Source organism: Buttiauxella warmboldiae, assembly GCF_003818135.1.
GTDB classification, from domain to species: domain Bacteria; phylum Pseudomonadota; class Gammaproteobacteria; order Enterobacterales; family Enterobacteriaceae; genus Buttiauxella; species Buttiauxella warmboldiae.
In genome coordinates this window covers 1-17,128 of the sequence record NZ_RPOH01000025.1, presented here as the reverse complement: position 1 = coordinate 17,128, position 17,128 = coordinate 1, and the positions used below count along the sequence as shown (strand labels likewise).

Below are 17,128 nucleotides of genomic sequence, written 5' to 3'. Positions count from 1 at the left end.
TTTTTCGCACCAAATTTGGGCACCATAACGGTGCATCGCAACCGACTTGCAACCATTATTGTGCAATGTTACATATTCACCTCCTTGCAAAACAGTAAGTTGAAAACCTGGCATGATTTTTCCATGCTGCGACCTACTGATGCAGGGGATTGCCCCATGGATAAACAAGGAAATGCTATGAAGTCGATTTTAAAAGTTTCACTGGCTGCACTGACCCTGGCTTTTGCGGTTTCATCCCACGCCGCTGATAAGAAACTGGTCGTTGCGACCGATACCGCATTTGTTCCTTTCGAATTTAAACAAGGCGACAAATACGTCGGTTTTGATATCGATTTATGGGATGCCGTGGCGAAAGAATTAAAACTGGATTACACCCTGAAGCCGATGGATTTCAGCGGCATCATCCCTGCGCTGCAAACCAAAAACATCGACCTGGCATTGGCCGGTATTACCATCACCGAAGAGCGTAAAAAAGCCATCGAATTCTCCGACGGTTACTACAAGAGCGGCCTGCTGGTGATGGTTAAAGCCGATAACGACGCGGTAAAAAGCGTAAAAGATCTGGACGGTAAAGTGGTGGCGGTGAAGAGCGGCACCGGTTCTGTTGATTACGCAAAAGCGAACATCAAAACCAAAGATCTGCGTCAGTTCCCGAATATCGACAACGCCTATATGGAACTGGGCACCAACCGCGCGGATGCGGTTCTGCACGATACGCCAAACATTCTTTACTTCATCAAGACGGCCGGTCAGGGTAAATTCAAAGCTGTCGGTGAGTCTCTGGAAGCCCAGCAGTACGGTATCGCCTTCCCGAAAGGTAGCGATGAGCTGCGTACTAAAGTGAACGGCGCGCTGAAAACGCTCAAAGAGAATGGCCAGTACAACGAAATCTACAAAAAATGGTTCGGCACCGAGCCAAAATAATCAATCTGACATGATTTAGGTAACACCTCAGGGGCGGATTTCGCCCCTGCTATTTTTGAACCACGGTATACAAGTAAAACAGGAACACATCATGGAGTTTGACTGGAGTGCCATCTGGCCTGCAATCCCGCTGTTGATTGAAGGCGCCAAAATGACGCTGTTGATCTCGGTCATCGGCCTGTTTGGCGGCCTGATAATTGGTCTGGTCGCGGGTTTTGCCCGCACTTACGGCGGCTGGATTGCTAACCACATCGCATTAGTTTTTATTGAGGTCATTCGCGGCACGCCAATTGTGGTACAGGTGATGTTTATTTACTTCGCCCTGCCAATGGCTATCCCCGACCTGCGTATCGATCCCTTTAGCGCAGCGGTCGTCACCATTATGATCAACTCCGGCGCGTACATTGCGGAAATTACCCGCGGTGCGGTGCTGTCGATTCATAAAGGTTTTCAGGAAGCAGGCCTGGCGTTAGGCCTGTCGAAGCGTGAAACCATTCGCCACGTGATTATGCCGCTGGCGCTGCGTCGTATGCTGCCGCCGTTGGGCAACCAGTGGATTATCAGCATTAAAGATACTTCGCTGTTCATTGTTATCGGCGTGGCTGAGCTGACCCGTCAGGGGCAGGAAATTATTGCCGGGAACTTCCGTGCGCTGGAGATCTGGAGCGCCGTTGCGGTCTTCTATCTGATTATTACTTTGGTGCTGAGCTTCGTGCTGCGTCGCCTTGAAAGAAGGATGAAAATCCTGTGATTGAATTTAAAAACGTCTCTAAGCATTTTGGCAAAACCCAGGTGCTGCACAATATCGACCTCAACGTTAAACAGGGCGAAGTCGTGGTGATTATCGGGCCGTCAGGCTCCGGTAAATCTACGCTGCTGCGCTGCATCAACAAACTTGAAGATATCACCAGCGGCGACCTGTTTGTTGACGGTCTGAAAGTGAACGATCCGAAAGTCGATGAGCGCCTGATTCGTCAGGAAGCCGGCATGGTGTTCCAACAGTTTTACCTGTTTCCGCATCTGACGGCGTTGGAAAACGTCGCCTTTGGCCCGATTCGCGTACGCGGTTTGTCAAAAGACGAGGCGGATAAACTGGCGAAAGAGCTGCTGGCAAAAGTGGGCCTCGCGGAGCGCGCCCACCACTATCCATCTGAGCTTTCTGGCGGCCAGCAACAGCGTGTTGCTATTGCCCGCGCGCTGGCTGTTAAGCCGAAAATGATGCTGTTTGATGAGCCAACCTCAGCCCTTGATCCGGAGCTGCGTCATGAAGTGCTGAAAGTGATGCAGGACCTGGCTGAAGAAGGGATGACGATGGTTATCGTGACTCACGAAGTTGGGTTTGCCGCCAAGGTTGCCTCACGCCTGATCTTTATTGATAAGGGCCGCATTGCGGAGGATGGCAATCCACAGGAGCTGATTGATAACCCACCAAGCCCGCGTTTGCAGGAGTTCTTGCAGCACGTGTCATGATCTCCTTCCCCACCCCGACGCTTTCCACCAGCAAAGCGTCGGGGTGAGCTCCAGATAATTCCCGTTTTCCCGCAGCTTACCCCCTGCCTTCTATAATTATTCCTTTGTCTGACTTTTCAGTCCGGAGGAACGCCGTGCCGCTACTCTTGCTTATGCTGTGCATGTTTAGCTTTCACACACCGGCCGTCACCCTCCCGGCCGCCGCAGCTGCCGCGCAACAAAACGGTGCCGCCCCGCCCACAGAACCCAATCTCGAAGAGAAAAAGCAGGCCTACTCGGCGCTGGCAGACGTGCTGGAAAACGACAGGTCGCGTACTGAACTTATCGGGCAACTGCGCAAAGTGGCCGCCACCCCGCCGCCCGAACCGGTGCCGGCTATCGTCCCGCCAGAGCAGTTAAGCGCAGACGAAACGGTGCTCGAAAAGGTGACCGCTGTCAGCCGTCATTACGGCGGTGAACTGGCGCTGCGCTTTGCTCAGCTGCAGCGAAATATTAGCGGCGAGCCGCATAAGCCATTTAATCCTCAGCGTTTTTATAATGCACTGGGCCATTTCTCGATGCTCGTGGCCTCCGTTTTTGCTTTCTATCTGCTGGCTCGCACCTGCATGACGCCGGTCTGGGCGCGCATGGGAACATGGGGGCGGAAGAAAAACCGCGATCGCTCAAGCTGGCTCCATCTGCCGCTGACCATCCTCGGCGCGTTTATTATTGATTTACTGCTGCTGGCGTTAACCCTTTTCGTCGGGCAAATCTTTAGCGACATGATGAACGCAGGCAACCGTACTATCGCCCGCCAGCAAGGCTTGTTCCTGAATGCCTTTGCGCTGATTGAATTCTTCAAAGCCGTTCTGCGCTTAATTTTCTGCCCGCGTTTCCCGGATCTGCGCCCCTTCCCGCTGCCCGACAGGCGCGCCCGCTACTGGAACATTCGCCTGGCGGGGTTAAGCAGCCTGATTGGTTACGGCATTCTGGTCGCCGTGCCGATCGTCTCTAATCAGGTGAGCGTGCAGGCAGGCGCCATTGCCAACGTGCTGATTATGCTGTGTATCACGCTTTGGGCGCTGTACCTGATTGCCACCAACCGCCGCCATATTCAACATGGCCTGATTCAGTTGGCCGACCGTTCACTGGCGTTTTTCAGCCTGTTTATTCGCGCCTTTGCGCTGGTCTGGCACTGGCTGGCAAGCGCCTATTTCGTGGCGCTGTTTTTCTTGTCGCTCTTTGACCCGGGCAACAGCCTGAAATGGATGATGGCGGCCTCGGTGCATAGCCTTGCCATTATAGGTATCGCGGCGTTTATTTCGGGGATGCTGTCGCGCTGGCTGGCAAAAACCATCACCCTTTCCCCCCAGCTACAGCGCAGCTATCCCGAACTGCAAAAACGCCTTAACGGCTGGATCTCCGCCGCGCTGAAACTGGCGCGAATCATCACGGTCTGCGTGGCGATGATGCTGCTGTTAAACGCCTGGGGGCTGTTTGATATGTGGGCGTGGATTAGCAACGATGCCGGTGAGAAAACCATCGACATTATTATCCGCATCGTGCTGATCCTGCTGTTCTCCGCCCTCGGCTGGACGCTGCTGGCAAGCCTGATTGAAAACCGCCTGGCCTCTGATATTCATGGTCGCCCCATGCCGAGCGCCCGTACCCGCACGCTGCTGACGCTATTTCGCAATGCGCTGGCGGTGGTGATAAGCACCATTACCATTATGATTTTACTCGCAGAAATTGGGGTGAATATCGCCCCCTTGCTGGCAGGCGCAGGCGCACTGGGCCTCGCTATCAGTTTCGGGGCGCAAACCCTGGTGAAGGATATTATTACCGGCGTGTTTATCCAGTTTGAAAATGGAATGAATACCGGCGACTTAGTCACCATCGGGCCGATTACCGGCTCTGTAGAAAGGATGTCGATTCGTTCCGTCGGCGTGCGCCAGGATACCGGGGCCTATCATATTATTCCGTGGTCTTCGATAACCACCTTCGCCAACTTCGTGCGCGGCATTGGCTCATTTGTCGCCAATTATGATGTCGACCGCCAGCAGGATGTTGATAAGGCCAACCGCATTCTGAAGGAAGCGGTAGAGGAGTTAATGCAGCAGGAGGTGATGCGCAAGCTGGTGATTGGCGAGCCGTCCTTTGCCGGTATTGTCGGGCTAACCAACCAGGCCTTTACCGTGCGCGTATCCTTCACCACCCAGCCGCTAAAACAGTGGTCAGTGCGCTTCGCATTAGATGGGATGGTGAAAAAACACTTTGATGCGGCAGGGATTCGCCCGCCGGTGCAAACGGTGCAGGTCATGCCGCCCGGCGCGGATGCCGCTCAGGCGCTTCAGGAGTCACAGGCAGCAGCGGGAGTGCTGCCACCGGCCAATCCCACGGTATGACTATTTATAACGCGTAGCCGCCCAGCGAGCGCGCTGTGCGTCATTCATAAAGGTCCAGGCGATGAAGCGGCTCTGCTTCTGTCCCTGGGCCATCTCTTTTTTCACCACTTTCTCTACTCCCGCTTCCTGCAGCGCGCGGTAAATCAGCGGCAGATTCTCACTCCGGGAAACCAGCGAGGTGAACCACTGCACCTGGCGGCCAAACTCTTTACTCTCGTTAACCATCTGGTTAACGAAGGCCACTTCGCCACCTTCACACCACAATTCTTGTTCGCGGCCGCCAAAGTTCAAAGCCCCATTTTTATCCTGGCCAAGATTCACGCGTTTACGCTCGCTGCCGCTACGGGCAGCCTCCGCTGAATCATGGAACGGCGGGTTGCACAGCGTGGCATCAAACATTTCATTCTTATGAATCACCCCCGGCAAAATGGCGGCGGGTGTTTTCTGACGGCGCAGACGGATCAGGCGTGACAGGCCCGGATTGGCGTCAATAATCGCCGTGGCGCTGCGCATTGCCTCCGGATCGACATCAGTACCGGTAAAGCGCCAGCCATACTCATGCTGGCCAATCAGCGGATAAATACAGTTCGCCCCCACGCCTACGTCCAGTACCGAAGCCTGGGAAGGCACTACGCCGCCATTGCCTTCCGCCAGTAAATCCGCCAGATGGTGAATATAATCAGCGCGGCCGGGTACCGGCGGGCACAGAAAACCGTCTGGAATATCCCATGCTTTCACCCCGTAAAAATGAGCCAGCAGCGCCTGGTTCAGCGCCTTCACCGCCAGCGGGTCGGCAAAATCAACGGTCGTATCGCCATGCGGACCCGGGCGTAAAAACGCGCTCAGCGCCGGGCTACTTTGCGTCAGCGCCGGGAAATCATAACGGTTACGATGGCGGTTGCGTGGGTGCAGACCCGGTTTGGTGGTGGCAGGGGTTTTCATTGCGGCTTCTCCTTGTGTGGGCGCGTAAGATACTCTGTGAACCTCGCGGGGTAAATACGCCGCGTGATTTTCGCCGGTGATAAATCAACATAAGGTGAGATTGCTGACAAAGAAGGAAAACTTCTTTGTGGCTATCAGCCTGATAAGGTGCGCTATGTCTAAACGTTATTACTACGAACCTGCTGCGGGTCATGGTTTACCGCACGATCCGCTGAACGCCATTATTGGCCCCCGCCCTATCGGCTGGATTGCATCCCGTAGCCAGCAGGGAGCCCGTAATCTGGCACCGTACAGTTTCTTTAATTGTTTTAATTATCGCCCACCGATTATTGGTTTTGCCAGCAGCGGCTGGAAAGACAGCGTGCAAAACATCCTTGAGACCAAAGAGTTTGTCTGGAACCTCACCACCCGCGAGCTGGCGGAACGAATGAATGAAACTTCGGCCTCACTGCCCCATGGTGAAGATGAATTTCTTCATGCCGGGCTCACCGCCGTTGCCGGGCGCAAAGTCAAAGCAAGCCTCGTGGCTGAAAGCCCGGTCAACTTTGAATGCCGGTTATCCCAGTGTATTCAGCTAACCGCCGCAGATGGATCGGCAATCAATTCGTGGCTGGTGCTGGGTGAAGTCGTGGCGGTACACATTGATGAGTCGTTGCTTAAAGAAGGCGTTTACCAGACGGCGCTGGCAAAACCGGTGCTTCGGGCGGGCGGCCCGTCAGCTTATTACACTATTGACGAAGAGCAGCGCTTCGATTTAATCCGCCCTGACGCACGTTAAAACCAACAAAATCATGCACCTGTATGTCACTGATTGGTAAGCATTTCGTCAAGATTTATCGTTCAAAAAATAAGCACAAGAGCATCAGTTTTTTGCGTCTTTCTCTTGCCGCATAGCACCTACACTTTGAGTGCCGATGTTTTTTTAATCGGCCCCCCAAAAGCGATGAGGAAGTGATGATGAAAAAATTGCTGTATTTTTCTGCGGTTGTCACCCTTGCGGCATTACCGTTTTCTACCATGGCAGCCCAGGAAATAACCGATTCAAACATGGGCCAGCTACGCCCGGCAGGCACCGTTTCTGCCACCGGCGCGTCGAGCCTTGACGATCTGCAAACCAGGCTTGGAGAGAAAGCGAAACAGGAAGGGGCAAAAGGCTTTGTGGTTAACTCGGCTAGCGGCGAAAACAAAATGTTCGGCACCGCGACTATTTATAAATAGTCGCCAAACATTATCCCCGCAGTACGCGTCGTAACGGTTTCCTCATCTGGAAGCCGTTTTTTTTTGTTACCGCCAGCAGCGGAAAAAGGCTGAAGAGAATAAAAAATAGTGCGCAAGCGATTGCAGGCCTGACCAGTACGATAATCGGCAAAAGAGTAGCAAAAGATGCGGAAAACCAGGCGTGAGCTGGATCACACAACGCGCCCCAATACTTCGCCTGCTAATCATCACCGATTTCAATGATTTAACTCAAATTCAAAAAATTTGAACAAAGCCGTCAATTCTATTCGATTTTATCTTCTGCACAAAAGTGTGACCATAATCACATCGACGGAATATCGTCACCTTAAACAGAATAACCTGCGAGAAATTAACTATGAAAACCATCAAATATGCTGTAGCCGCTATCGCCCTGACCACCCTTTCTTTCGGTGCTATGGCAGCACAATCCATCAGCGCAGCTGATGCTCAGAACATGAACAAAATCGGTGTGGTTTCTGCTGATAACGCCACCACGCTGGACGGTCTGGAAGCGCAACTGGCTGCTAAAGCAGAACAGGCAGGCGCAAAAGCGTACTCCATTACTTCTGCTAACACCCACGGCAAAATGAGCGGTACTGCGGTTATCTATAACTAATCCTGCGGTATTGCCCTGATACACCCTCATTTTTGAAGCTCTGCTTCCCCTGTTATACCCTTGTTGCCCGCGGCCATTTACCGCGGGCTTTTTTTGCTTTGCGCTCAGCCCATCAAAATGTCTGACTAACGCGCAGCAAACCCTCTTCAAACGTCGCAACTTCCCCCGTCGCCACCAGACAGCAGGCCATTTGCGTTATCAGTGACCGTGGGATGGGTTCAATACCCGCCACGCAACGCTCAATCCAGCGGGCGGTCACGTCGGGATCTTTTCCAGCCGGTAGCGCGACTTCATCATTATTGATTTCTGTCTGGCGTTCACTCACCACTCGCGCCCCCAAACTGTCGATAAGCGTTATTTGCGGGCAGCGCTGCGGGTTGGCATACACCTCCCCTTCCGTGCCGTGCATCAGCAGGCCACGCCCGCCAATATCAGCAAAAAACTTCGCTACTTTCGGCACATATTCAGGATGAGACACGCTGGCAAGACGAAGCGCGGCATCTTCTGCAAACGGCGTCGCCAGTTTGGCAAGAGTATGGGCGCTGTTACGCACGCCCATACGCCAGCGCATCGCCAGCTGCTCTTCCATCGGCGGGCAGAGCGCGCTGACTGGAATATACACCGGATGGTGCGCATCCAGTTTGGCCTGCGCCTGGCCCGCATGCAGCGTCGGTTCAATGCCCATCAGGGTAAAAATGGTTTCGCTTAATACGCGAGTCGGATCGTGGCTAACTCCGTGCACCACCACCGGGAAACCGAGGCGGTTAAGCAGGATCGCCAGCAGCGGCGTGAGGTTCGCTTGTTTACGTGCGCCATTGTAAGAAGGGATCACAATCGGCATCGGCTTGTTAACCGGCGGCGCCAGAGAAATCAGATGGTGCTTCATGGCGTCATAGAAGCCGAGCATTTCTGCCTCGCCCTCCCCTTTGATACGCAATGCAATCAGTATCCCACCCAGCTCCAGTTCCGGCACTTCGCCTCTGAGCATATGGGCATACAGGCCACGAGCGGTATCAAAATCCAGATCGCGAGCATGGTTCTTACCGCGCCCGACTTCTTTAATGATCTTACGGTAATCCACTCAGACTCTCCTTTCTATTTCCTGCCAGCACGTTTGCGGCGCGCCGTCTTTTTCGGTGTGGTATCAATCAGCTTAGCCGCTGGCGCTTCAGGCTGGCTGATTGGAAACACCGGCAAAGCATTCAGTAAACGCTGCCCATAATTTTTGGTCAACAGACGGCGGTCATAAATCACCACCTCACCATAACAGCCGTGGCTGCGAATTAAACGTCCAACCTGTTGAATAAGGTTAAATGAGGCGCTCGGTAAACTCTGTACTTCAAAAGGATAGCGTTTCAGGGTTTTTAACCACTCCCCTTCGGTGAGCACCACCGGGCTGTCGATGGGCGGGAAAGCGATTTTATGGATATGCACCTGGCTGAGTAAATCACCTTTTAAATCCAGGCCTTCGGCAAAAGATTGCAGCCCCACCAGCACGCTGGTTTCGCCTTGCTCAACACGTTTACGATGCAGTTCCACCAGCCGGTAGCGCGGCATATCCCCCTGCACCAGCAACGTTAACCGCAGATCGGTAACATGCGTCAGAAACGTCTGCAGCGCGCGGTTACTGGCAAACAGCACCAACATCCCTTTATGTTCGCCTTTTGCCAGTTCAGCCCGGAAAAATGCAGCCATTTCAGCCAGATGCTGGGCTTCATTTTCCATCGTCGGCTCAACCGTCAGCTGCGGAATAACCAGCTTGCCCTGCTCGACATGATTAAACGGCGAATCCAGCGCGATAAAGCGGTCGCCCGCGTCTTCATCCAGCCCGCTCATCTCTTTCAGACGGTCGAATTTATTCAGCGAGCGCAACGTAGCGGAAGTCACAATCACATGCGGCACATTGCGCCACAGCAGCTTTTCGAGCTGGTCGCAAACGCGGATACCAACGCAATGGAAAAACAGGTGCGGCTGGCCTTCGCGCACGTCGCGCGTGACCCATTTTGACACCGGGGCACCCGACGCCTGTTCCATCGCCGCAAGGCGCCACAGTTTACTCTGCGTTTCGAAATAGCCCAGCGCACGGTTCATGTGTAACAGCGCGCGATGCAAACGCACGATGTCGTGGCTGCCGGTTTTTTCGCTCAGATCGTTAAGCAACGCTTCCGCAAGGCTACGCAGCCCTTCCATCAGTTTCGCCAGACGCTTGCAGATCGCCATGATTTCATCAGGCAGCACCCCCATCTCAAAGCGATGTTCGGCTTCCTGTTCGCCCGGCAGCCATAGCGACACAATGTTGTTAAATGAACTCAGCAGCTCGTAGATTTCATCGCAGTGGTTGGTCAGGCGCTCGGGCGATGTCAGCGGCGGCGGGTTTTTCGGGCGGAACTGCGCCATGCAGGTTTCCACCAGCTTAGCGAATAGATCGAACTGCAAGCGGCTGTAGCCCGCCGTCACCTCGGCGCTCATTTCCAGGGCATCGCGGGCAACGTCGGGCAGATGATGGCCTTCATCTAAGATCAGCAGCAGGTTTTTTGCTTCCGGCAATACCGCATCGCTTTCCATGGCCGCCATCACCAGCGCATGGTTGGCCACCACCACTTCAGCATCGTCGATTTCACGCCGCGCCACAAAAAACGGGCATTCGCGATACCAGTGGCAGTTGCGCCCGAGGCAGCTGGCTTTGTCGGTGCTCAGGCGCCGCCATAAATCATCGTCGATATTGTGTGAAGTATGGTCACGTAGCCCATCCCATTGATAGGCATCAAGATCGGCTTTCAGCTTCGCGCAGCGCTGCTGTTCATCTTTACTGGTGGGAGCCAGCTCGTCTTCAAGAAACGCCAGCAAATCGCCCTGCGCCATACTGTCGGTCGCTAACGCGGCAAGATTTCGCGGACAGACATAGCGCCCGCGCCCAAAGGCGGCGGTGAATTTCAGGTCGGGGATAATTTTGCGCAGCAGCGGTAAATCTTTACTGAAGATTTGATCCTGCAACGCAACGTTTGCCGTGCTGACCACCAGGGTTTTTTGCTCATCACGCGCAATAGCAATGCCTGGAATCAGGTAAGAAAGGGTTTTCCCCACGCCGGTCGGAGCCTCAATCGCCAGATGGCGCCCCTCAACGCCAGCCAGCGTTTTCGCCACTTCGGCAATCATCTGCCGCTGCGGTGGGCGCGGAATAAAATCCGGGATCTGCTGCTGTAGCGCCTTATACCAGGCGGCGATTTGCGCTTTTTGCGCGGAGGACAAGGCCATGGGAACCACTTCTACTGTATAAACAGCCACTATTGTCCCACTTTTTATCCCAGGGGCGGTATTGTTTTTTCGCCGCCGCGGTGAGCAAGCCTTGATACACAACAAGGCGGCCCGTGGGGGAGACTCTCTATAATCGAGCCCGTTTATCCCCCACTGGTATTAAAAATGGATTATCAACTCAATTTAGACTGGCCTGAGTTTATGGCGAAATACTGGCAGAAAAAGCCGGTTGTTTTAAAAAATGCACTGCCTGATTTTGTCGATCCGATTACCCCGGACGAATTAGCCGGTCTTGCTATGGAAGCAGAAGTGGACAGCCGCCTGGTCAGCCATACCAATGGCCAGTGGCAGGCCGCTAACGGGCCATTTGAGCATTTTGACAATTTAGGTGATAGCGGTTGGTCGCTGCTGGCTCAAGCCGTAAACCACTGGCATGCGCCGTCTGCGGAACTGGTGCGTCCATTCCGTGTTTTGCCTGACTGGCGTTTAGACGACCTGATGATCTCCTTCTCGGTGCCGGGTGGCGGCGTGGGTCCGCATATCGACCAATACGATGTGTTTATTATTCAGGGAATGGGCAGCCGCCGCTGGCGTGTGGGCGACAAACTGCCAATGCGCCAGTTCTGCCCGCATCCGGCGTTGCTGCACGTTGACCCGTTCGAGCCGATTATTGATGAAGATCTGGAGCCGGGCGATATTCTGTATATTCCACCAGGTTTCCCACACGATGGTTTCACCCATCAAACGGCGCTCAACTACTCCGTCGGTTTTCGTGGGCCAAACGGCCGCGATTTGATCAGCAGCTTTGCCGATTACGCGCTGGAAAACGACCTGGGCGGCGAGCACTACAGCGATCCTGACTTAACGCTGCGTGAACATCCGGGCAAAGTTGAAGGCTACGAGCTTAATCGCCTGCGCGACATGATGATGGAAGTCATCAGCCAGCCTGAAGATTTCAAACGGTGGTTTGGCCGTTTTGTCACCACCCCACGCCATGAACTGGACGTGGCGCCAGCCGAACCGCCTTATCAGCAGGATGAAATTCTGGATGCGTTGCTGGGCGGCGAGCGCCTGACGCGCCTGAGCGGCCTGCGCGTTCTGAATGTGGACGGCGAGTTCTTCGTCAATAGCGAACCTATGGCAGCACCTGTTGCGGCCGCCGCTGACGCACTGTGCCGTTACACCACTTTAGGCCAGGACGAACTGGGTGATGCGTTGCAAAATCCCGAGTTTGTTAACCTGCTGACTGAGCTGGTTAATCAGGGTTACTGGTACTTCGACGACTAAATAATTCACCAAAACTATCTTCACTGGCTACAGTTATACGGGGGCTTCCCGGGCAAACGGTGGGGATAACATGGCACTTTTTACCATCGGTGAAGTGGCTGTGCTTTGTGATATCAACCCCGTAACGCTGCGTGCCTGGCAACGGCGTTACGGGTTACTGAAACCGCAGCGAACGGATGGCGGCCACCGTTTGTTTGATGATGCCGACATCGAACGCATTCGCGAAATCAAACACTGGATTGAAAATGGCGTTCCGGTCAGCAAGGTCAAAGCCCTGTTGAGCGGCGAGCTTCAGGATCTGGAAAACGGCTGGCGTGAACGCCAGGAGCTGTTACTTCACCATCTGCAATGCGCCAACCCCTCTCGCCTACGGGCCTGGATCGCAGACGTTGGCCGTGACTATCCGGCTCAAACCCTCGTCCAGCAGCTTTACCTTCCGCTACGTCGCCGCCTGCAATGCCAGCAGGTCACCCTGCATACCCTGCTGAGCCTGCTGGACGGCGCGCTGATTAATTACATTGCGCTGTGCCTCGCATCGGCACGTAAACGCAGCGGTAGAGATGCGTTGCTGATAGGCTGGGACACGCCGGACACCACCCGTTTATGGATGGCCGCGTGGATGGCCATTCAACAAGGCTGGCGCGTTGACGTGCTGGCTCATCCCCTGCATCAGCTGCGCCCGGAACTTTTCGCCCAGCAAACCCTATTAGTGTGGTGTGGCGATGCGCCAACCAGCAGCCAGCTCGATCAGCTGGAGCTGTGGCGCAGCGCGGGAATGCAAATTTTCCCCCTGCTGAGCAACGGAGAATCAAGCGAGCGTGCGTAAGTCAGAGTCAGAGTCAGAGTCAGAGTCAGAAGGAAAAAGCACGCTTTTTCCTTCTTTGCCAGCAATCTGAGTTAATAGTTCATTAACAACCCCGCTTCGTCTTATAATCACCCCGCTAACATAGGGAGCGAAGATGAAACTGAGTAAAATTGCCCTGGTCGGCGGCATGCTGTTTATGGCTATCGGCGGGATTGGCGGCGTCATGCTGATGGGCTATATCGTTATTGTGCATGGCGCGTGATATAACGTAAAACGCGCTCAAACAGGCGGTCAATAACAATGGCCGCCAGCGCGACCAGCAGAGCGCCCTGGATAACATAAGCGGTATTAAAGCCGCTCAGCCCAATAATTATCGGCGAGCCTAAGGTGCTGGCCCCGACGGTCGAAGCAATTGCCGCGGTACCGATATTAATCATCACCGAGGTGCGGATACCGGCCAGAATCAACGGTGCCGCCAGCGGCAGCTCCACTTTTCGCAGCATTTGCCAGCGGCTCATTCCCGCCCCCATCGCAATCTCTTTTGTCGCTTCCGGCACCGATCCCATTCCGGCCAACGTTCCCTGCAAAATGGGCAGCAAACCATACAGTACCAGCGCGATAATCGCAGGCTGCTGACCAAACCCCATCACCGGCACCGCAATCGCCAGCACCGCCACAGGCGGGAACGTTTGCCCGGCGGCGGTTATGGTTTCGACTAGCGAGCGGAATTCAAGCCCCGCCGGACGCGTGACGGCAACCCCCAGCCCGACGCCAATCACTATCGCCACCACGCTTGAAACGCCCACCAGCATCAGATGTTTCAAGGCCAGCGCCATAAAGCTATCCTGCAGATAAACCGGCCTTTCCAGTTCGGGAAACAGCCAGCTGAACAATGCGCTGCTGTACGGCATCACCGCCAGCAAGGCGATAAATAACGCAATCAGCCAAAGCAATGGATCACGAAGCAGACGCATCTTCACCCCACAACTTTTCACCCTGCACCAAATCGCTAAAATGCAGCACGCCACAGGGTTCACCGTGCTGATTAACAACCGGCAGCCGCTGGCACTGGCGGTGGACAAACAGCGATAACGCTTCACGCAACGTCACCGTTTCGTTTATCGGCTCGCCGTCTAACCGTTCATGAGTTCGCACCCGTTCGGCAACGTGGCGCAAAGACAGTAACCGCAGGCCCCACTCGCTGCGCCCAAAGAAATCACGCACAAAATCCGTTGCCGGATGGGTTAAAAGCGCAAGCGGCGTGCCCTGCTGAATCACCTGCCCGTTGTCCATCAGCACAATGCGGTCGGCAAGGGTCAGCGCTTCGTCAATATCGTGCGTAACCAGCACAATAGTGCGCCCGAGTAGCTGATGAATCCGGATAATTTCCTGTTGCAGGGCTCCACGCGTAACGGGGTCGAGCGCGCCGAAGGGTTCATCCATCAACAGCACTTCCGGGTCAGCCGCCAGCGCCCGCGCTACGCCGACGCGCTGCTGTTGCCCGCCAGAAAGCTGATGCGGGTAACGGTCACGAAACTGCGCCGCCTCAAGGCCGAGCAAATCCAGCAATTCATCGATACGCGCGTTGACTCGCGCTTGCGGCCACTTCAGCAGCTGCGGCACGGTGGCAATGTTCTGCGCCACGTTCCAGTGCGGGAACAGGCCAATAGACTGAATCGCATACCCCATGCGGCGGCGCAGGGTTTTCACATCAAAATTACGGATCTCTTCCCCGGCAAAACGAATGCGCCCGGTATCGTGTTCCACCAGGCGGTTAATCATTTTCAGCGTCGTGGACTTACCTGAGCCGGAGGTGCCAATCAGCACCGTAAACTGCCCTTCTTTAATATTCAGCGACAGGTCACGAACCGCCGCTTTGCCCTGGAAAAACTTGCTGACATTTTCAAATTCAATCATGGCTGTTTTTCCTCAAGCAAAGAGATAAACAGTTTAAAAAGCGCGTCAACAATCACCGCCAACGCGATAACCGGAATCACGCCCAGCAGCACCAGATCCAGCGCGCTGCTGAGCAGGCCCTGGAAGATTATCGCCCCAAAACCTCCGGCGCCAATCAGCGCGGCAATTACCGTCATACCGATGGTTTGCACACACACCACGCGCAGGCTTCGCAGCAAAACCGGCAGCGCCAGCGGCACCTCTGCCTGCCAGAAAATTTGCCAGCGCGACATGCCCATGCCCTCAGCGCTTTCAAAAATATTGCGCGGCACCTGCGCAAGCCCCGCCACCACGCCACGCACCAGCGGCAGTAGCGCATATAACACCAGCGCAATTAACGCCGGGGCGATACCAATTCCGCTAACGCCGACGGACGCAAGCCAGGGCAGCAGTTTGACTAGCCCCGCCAGCGGCGCAATAAGCAAACCAAACAGGGCCACTGACGGCACGGTCTGGATAACGTTGAGCACCGAAAACACCGAGGATTGCCAGCCCGGGCGGGTATAACAAAACACGCCTAACGGCACGCCAATCAGTAATGCGGGCAGCAAAGTGCCGAACAGCAAAGCCAGGTGGCGCAACAGCGCATCATCAAACACATCCTGACGGTTGGCGTACTCTTTGAGCAAAGAAAGATCGGCAAAGTAGCCGGTCAGCAACAGGACGAGGGGCGCGATCCAGATCTGCAAATTGAGCAGCAATCGCCAGAGTGCTTTAGCCGTCAGGCGGTTGATGGTGTCCGCACACAGCAGCAAGCACAGCGTTAACGACAGCCACAACCCGCTGCCGGGCGAGGTGCGCGCAAGCGTACTGCCCTGTTCAGCAAAGAGGGTGGCCGTCTGCCCAAGTCCCAGCAGCATGGCGATCAGCAGCAGCTCCCCCACCACCAGGGTCAGCAGCAAAGCAAGCTGCCGACAAGGTATCAGCGTTAAGCATGCGAGGATCAGAACCGGAAGAGAAAACAGCAGCCAGGCGCGCGCCGGAAGTTGGCCGAGCGCGAAAGACTCCCCGGACGCCAGGCGATTAGGGGCAAAGTTGATAAACGGTAACGCAGCGCCCGCCGCAACCAGCAAGATCACCAGCAGCAGCAGGACGCGATTATGAATTTTGAGCAAACCAACGTCCTTGATTTATTTCACAAAAGCTATTTCACAAAGCCTTTTTGTTTCAGGTAATCAGCCGCCACTTTTTTGGCATCTAATCCTTCCACCGCAATGCTGGCGTTAAGCTGTTGTAACGTTTTTTCATCAAGGGATGCAAATACCGGTTTTAGCCACTCGTCGAGTTCCGGGTAGGCTTTGAGCACGCTTTCACGCACCACTGGCGCTGGCGCATAGATTGGCTGCACGCCTTTCGGGTCGCTCAGGGTTTGTAAACCGAGTGCCGCAACCGGGCCATCCGTTCCATAGGCCATCGCCGCGTTGACGCCTGAGGTTTGCTGCGCCGCCGCTTTAATGGTAACCGCCGTATCGCCACCCGCCAGCGACAATAGCTGTGGCTGTTCGAGTTTAAATCCGTAGGCTTTTTCAAAGGCAGGAAGCGCGTCAGAGCGTTCAATAAACTCAGCGGAAGCCGCCAGCTTAAATTCACCGCCTTTTTTCAGATACGCGCTGAGATCGTCAAGGGAGTTGAGCTGGTTTTTTTCCGCCAGATCTTTGCGTACCGCAATGGTCCAGGTGTTGTTCGCGGGCGCGGGCGTTAGCCACACCAGCTGATTTTTTTCGGCGTCGAGTTTTTTGACTTTCTCATAGCCCTGGCGCGCATTTTTCCACGCCGCTGCTTTTTCATCTTTAAAGAAGAACGCGCCGTTACCGGTGTATTCCGGGTAAATATCCAGCTCGCCTGCGGTAATTGCCCCACGCACTACCGGTGTGGTGCCTAACTGCACTTTATTAACGGTTTTAACGCCGTGGCTGTCCAGTACCTGCAAAATGATATTGCCGAGCAGCGACCCTTCGGTATCAATCTTAGAACCGACTCTGACCGGCTCTGCGGCCTGTGCCCCTGCGGCTAATAATGCTAACCCTGCCATGCTCCAACGCGCTGCTAAGTTCATCGTGCTTCCTCGCTGTTGTTCTTTGCTTAAAAATCATGGAGTCGCAAAAGTTTAGCTGAAAATGTGAAGGTTGGCTGGACGAAACGGGTAAGAATAAGAAAAGAGCCGGAAAACCGGCTCTCAGACTGATGACAAACCCCATGAGTTTCGCAAAACGAACATAGACCATTAATAAAAAACAAGGAAAATCAATT

Annotated in this window: 17 protein-coding genes; 10 read left to right on the top strand and 7 right to left on the bottom strand. The window is 54.6% G+C overall.

Annotated elements, in window-relative coordinates:
• The first annotated feature begins 177 nt into the window (after positions 1-177).
• The 4 genes from glnH to ybiO all read left to right on the top strand — a co-directional run bounded on the left by glnH (position 178) and on the right by ybiO (position 4,778).
• Positions 178-924, top strand: coding sequence for a glutamine ABC transporter substrate-binding protein GlnH (gene glnH / locus EHN07_RS07360; protein ID WP_124023530.1), 747 nt, complete (start codon positions 178-180; stop codon positions 922-924).
• 91 nt (positions 925-1,015) lie between these two features.
• On the top strand, positions 1,016-1,675 hold the full coding sequence (glnP, locus tag EHN07_RS07355; RefSeq protein WP_034456474.1) for a glutamine ABC transporter permease GlnP: 660 nt from the start codon (positions 1,016-1,018) through the stop codon (positions 1,673-1,675).
• Entirely contained in the window at positions 1,672-2,394 is a 723-nt protein-coding gene (glnQ, locus tag EHN07_RS07350; RefSeq protein ID WP_124023529.1) for a glutamine ABC transporter ATP-binding protein GlnQ, read from the top strand. Before glnP ends, glnQ begins: the two co-directional genes overlap by 4 nt.
• 134 nt (positions 2,395-2,528) lie before the next feature.
• Positions 2,529-4,778, top strand: coding sequence for a mechanosensitive channel protein (gene ybiO, locus EHN07_RS07345; protein ID WP_124023528.1), 2,250 nt, complete (start codon positions 2,529-2,531; stop codon positions 4,776-4,778).
• Here the strand turns inward: ybiO and rlmF are convergent, their stop codons facing one another.
• Positions 4,779-5,720 carry a 23S rRNA (adenine(1618)-N(6))-methyltransferase RlmF gene (rlmF, locus tag EHN07_RS07340; protein WP_124023527.1) on the bottom strand — a complete coding sequence of 314 codons (942 nt, stop codon included), beginning with the start codon at positions 5,718-5,720 and terminating at the stop codon, positions 4,779-4,781.
• A gap of 154 nt (positions 5,721-5,874) precedes the next feature.
• Here rlmF and EHN07_RS07335 point away from each other — a divergent pair, with 154 nt between their 5' ends.
• From EHN07_RS07335 to ybiJ, 3 genes are all read left to right on the top strand, one after another.
• A complete protein-coding gene (locus EHN07_RS07335) occupies positions 5,875-6,498 on the top strand; it encodes a flavin reductase family protein (RefSeq protein ID WP_124023526.1) in 624 nt (207 codons plus the stop codon).
• Positions 6,499-6,677: 179 nt separating this feature from the next.
• Entirely contained in the window at positions 6,678-6,938 is a 261-nt protein-coding gene (gene mcbA, locus EHN07_RS07330) for a DUF1471 family periplasmic protein McbA (protein ID WP_124023609.1), read from the top strand.
• A 376-nt stretch (positions 6,939-7,314) separates the two neighbouring features.
• A complete protein-coding gene (ybiJ, locus tag EHN07_RS07325; RefSeq protein WP_124023525.1) occupies positions 7,315-7,575 on the top strand; it encodes a DUF1471 family protein YbiJ in 261 nt (86 codons plus the stop codon).
• A 112-nt stretch (positions 7,576-7,687) separates the two neighbouring features.
• On the opposite strand, the gene ybiB is transcribed toward ybiJ, so the two are convergent.
• Positions 7,688-8,656: a DNA-binding protein YbiB gene (gene ybiB, locus EHN07_RS07320; RefSeq protein WP_124023524.1), complete on the bottom strand. Its 969-nt coding sequence runs from the start codon at positions 8,654-8,656 to the stop codon at positions 7,688-7,690.
• A gap of 14 nt (positions 8,657-8,670) precedes the next feature.
• On the bottom strand, positions 8,671-10,830 hold the full coding sequence (dinG, locus tag EHN07_RS07315; RefSeq protein ID WP_124023608.1) for an ATP-dependent DNA helicase DinG: 2,160 nt from the start codon (positions 10,828-10,830) through the stop codon (positions 8,671-8,673).
• A 165-nt stretch (positions 10,831-10,995) separates the two neighbouring features.
• Here dinG and EHN07_RS07310 point away from each other — a divergent pair, with 165 nt between their 5' ends.
• The 3 genes from EHN07_RS07310 (at position 10,996) to EHN07_RS20645 (ending at position 13,184) form a co-directional block, all read left to right on the top strand.
• Entirely contained in the window at positions 10,996-12,117 is a 1,122-nt protein-coding gene (locus tag EHN07_RS07310) for a ribosomal protein uL16 3-hydroxylase (RefSeq protein ID WP_124023523.1), read from the top strand.
• Positions 12,118-12,187: 70 nt separating this feature from the next.
• Positions 12,188-12,943, top strand: coding sequence for a MerR family transcriptional regulator (locus tag EHN07_RS07305; protein ID WP_124023522.1), 756 nt, complete (start codon positions 12,188-12,190; stop codon positions 12,941-12,943).
• A gap of 133 nt (positions 12,944-13,076) precedes the next feature.
• Positions 13,077-13,184, top strand: a complete 108-nt coding sequence (locus EHN07_RS20645) for a hypothetical protein (RefSeq protein WP_244202376.1) — start codon at positions 13,077-13,079, stop codon at positions 13,182-13,184.
• On the opposite strand, the gene EHN07_RS07300 is transcribed toward EHN07_RS20645, so the two are convergent.
• Genes EHN07_RS07300 through osmF form a run of 4 tightly spaced genes read right to left on the bottom strand, consistent with a single transcriptional unit; the run spans position 13,165 to position 16,934 of the window.
• Positions 13,165-13,896, bottom strand: a complete 732-nt coding sequence (locus EHN07_RS07300) for an ABC transporter permease (RefSeq protein ID WP_124023521.1) — start codon at positions 13,894-13,896, stop codon at positions 13,165-13,167. The two genes, EHN07_RS20645 and EHN07_RS07300, sit on opposite strands and share 20 nt — an antisense overlap.
• Positions 13,880-14,839, bottom strand: coding sequence for an ABC transporter ATP-binding protein (locus EHN07_RS07295; protein ID WP_124023520.1), 960 nt, complete (start codon positions 14,837-14,839; stop codon positions 13,880-13,882). Before EHN07_RS07295 ends, EHN07_RS07300 begins: the two co-directional genes overlap by 17 nt.
• Positions 14,836-15,993 carry an ABC transporter permease gene (locus tag EHN07_RS07290; RefSeq protein WP_124023519.1) on the bottom strand — a complete coding sequence of 386 codons (1,158 nt, stop codon included), beginning with the start codon at positions 15,991-15,993 and terminating at the stop codon, positions 14,836-14,838. The genes EHN07_RS07295 and EHN07_RS07290 overlap by 4 nt, the downstream gene beginning before the upstream one ends.
• 29 nt (positions 15,994-16,022) lie before the next feature.
• Positions 16,023-16,934, bottom strand: a complete 912-nt coding sequence (osmF, locus tag EHN07_RS07285) for a glycine betaine ABC transporter substrate-binding protein OsmF (protein ID WP_124023518.1) — start codon at positions 16,932-16,934, stop codon at positions 16,023-16,025.
• Between the last annotated feature and the right edge of the window lie 194 nt (positions 16,935-17,128).

What these genes read in the sequence shown, in the direction of transcription:
- glnH (WP_124023530.1), top strand. Translation starts at nt 178, where the DNA reads ATGAAGTCGATTTTAAAAGTTTCACTGGCTGCACTGACCCTGGCTTTT.
- glnP (WP_034456474.1), top strand. Translation starts at nt 1,016, where the DNA reads ATGGAGTTTGACTGGAGTGCCATCTGGCCTGCAATCCCGCTGTTGATT.
- rlmF (WP_124023527.1), bottom strand. Translation starts at nt 5,720, where the DNA reads ATGAAAACCCCTGCCACCACCAAACCGGGTCTGCACCCACGCAACCGC.
- EHN07_RS07335 (WP_124023526.1), top strand. Translation starts at nt 5,875, where the DNA reads ATGTCTAAACGTTATTACTACGAACCTGCTGCGGGTCATGGTTTACCG.
- mcbA (WP_124023609.1), top strand. Translation starts at nt 6,678, where the DNA reads ATGAAAAAATTGCTGTATTTTTCTGCGGTTGTCACCCTTGCGGCATTA.
- ybiJ (WP_124023525.1), top strand. Translation starts at nt 7,315, where the DNA reads ATGAAAACCATCAAATATGCTGTAGCCGCTATCGCCCTGACCACCCTT.
- dinG (WP_124023608.1), bottom strand. Translation starts at nt 10,830, where the DNA reads ATGGCCTTGTCCTCCGCGCAAAAAGCGCAAATCGCCGCCTGGTATAAG.
- EHN07_RS07310 (WP_124023523.1), top strand. Translation starts at nt 10,996, where the DNA reads ATGGATTATCAACTCAATTTAGACTGGCCTGAGTTTATGGCGAAATAC.
- EHN07_RS07305 (WP_124023522.1), top strand. Translation starts at nt 12,188, where the DNA reads ATGGCACTTTTTACCATCGGTGAAGTGGCTGTGCTTTGTGATATCAAC.
- EHN07_RS20645 (WP_244202376.1), top strand. Translation starts at nt 13,077, where the DNA reads ATGAAACTGAGTAAAATTGCCCTGGTCGGCGGCATGCTGTTTATGGCT.
- EHN07_RS07300 (WP_124023521.1), bottom strand. Translation starts at nt 13,896, where the DNA reads ATGCGTCTGCTTCGTGATCCATTGCTTTGGCTGATTGCGTTATTTATC.
- EHN07_RS07295 (WP_124023520.1), bottom strand. Translation starts at nt 14,839, where the DNA reads ATGATTGAATTTGAAAATGTCAGCAAGTTTTTCCAGGGCAAAGCGGCG.
- osmF (WP_124023518.1), bottom strand. Translation starts at nt 16,934, where the DNA reads ATGAACTTAGCAGCGCGTTGGAGCATGGCAGGGTTAGCATTATTAGCC.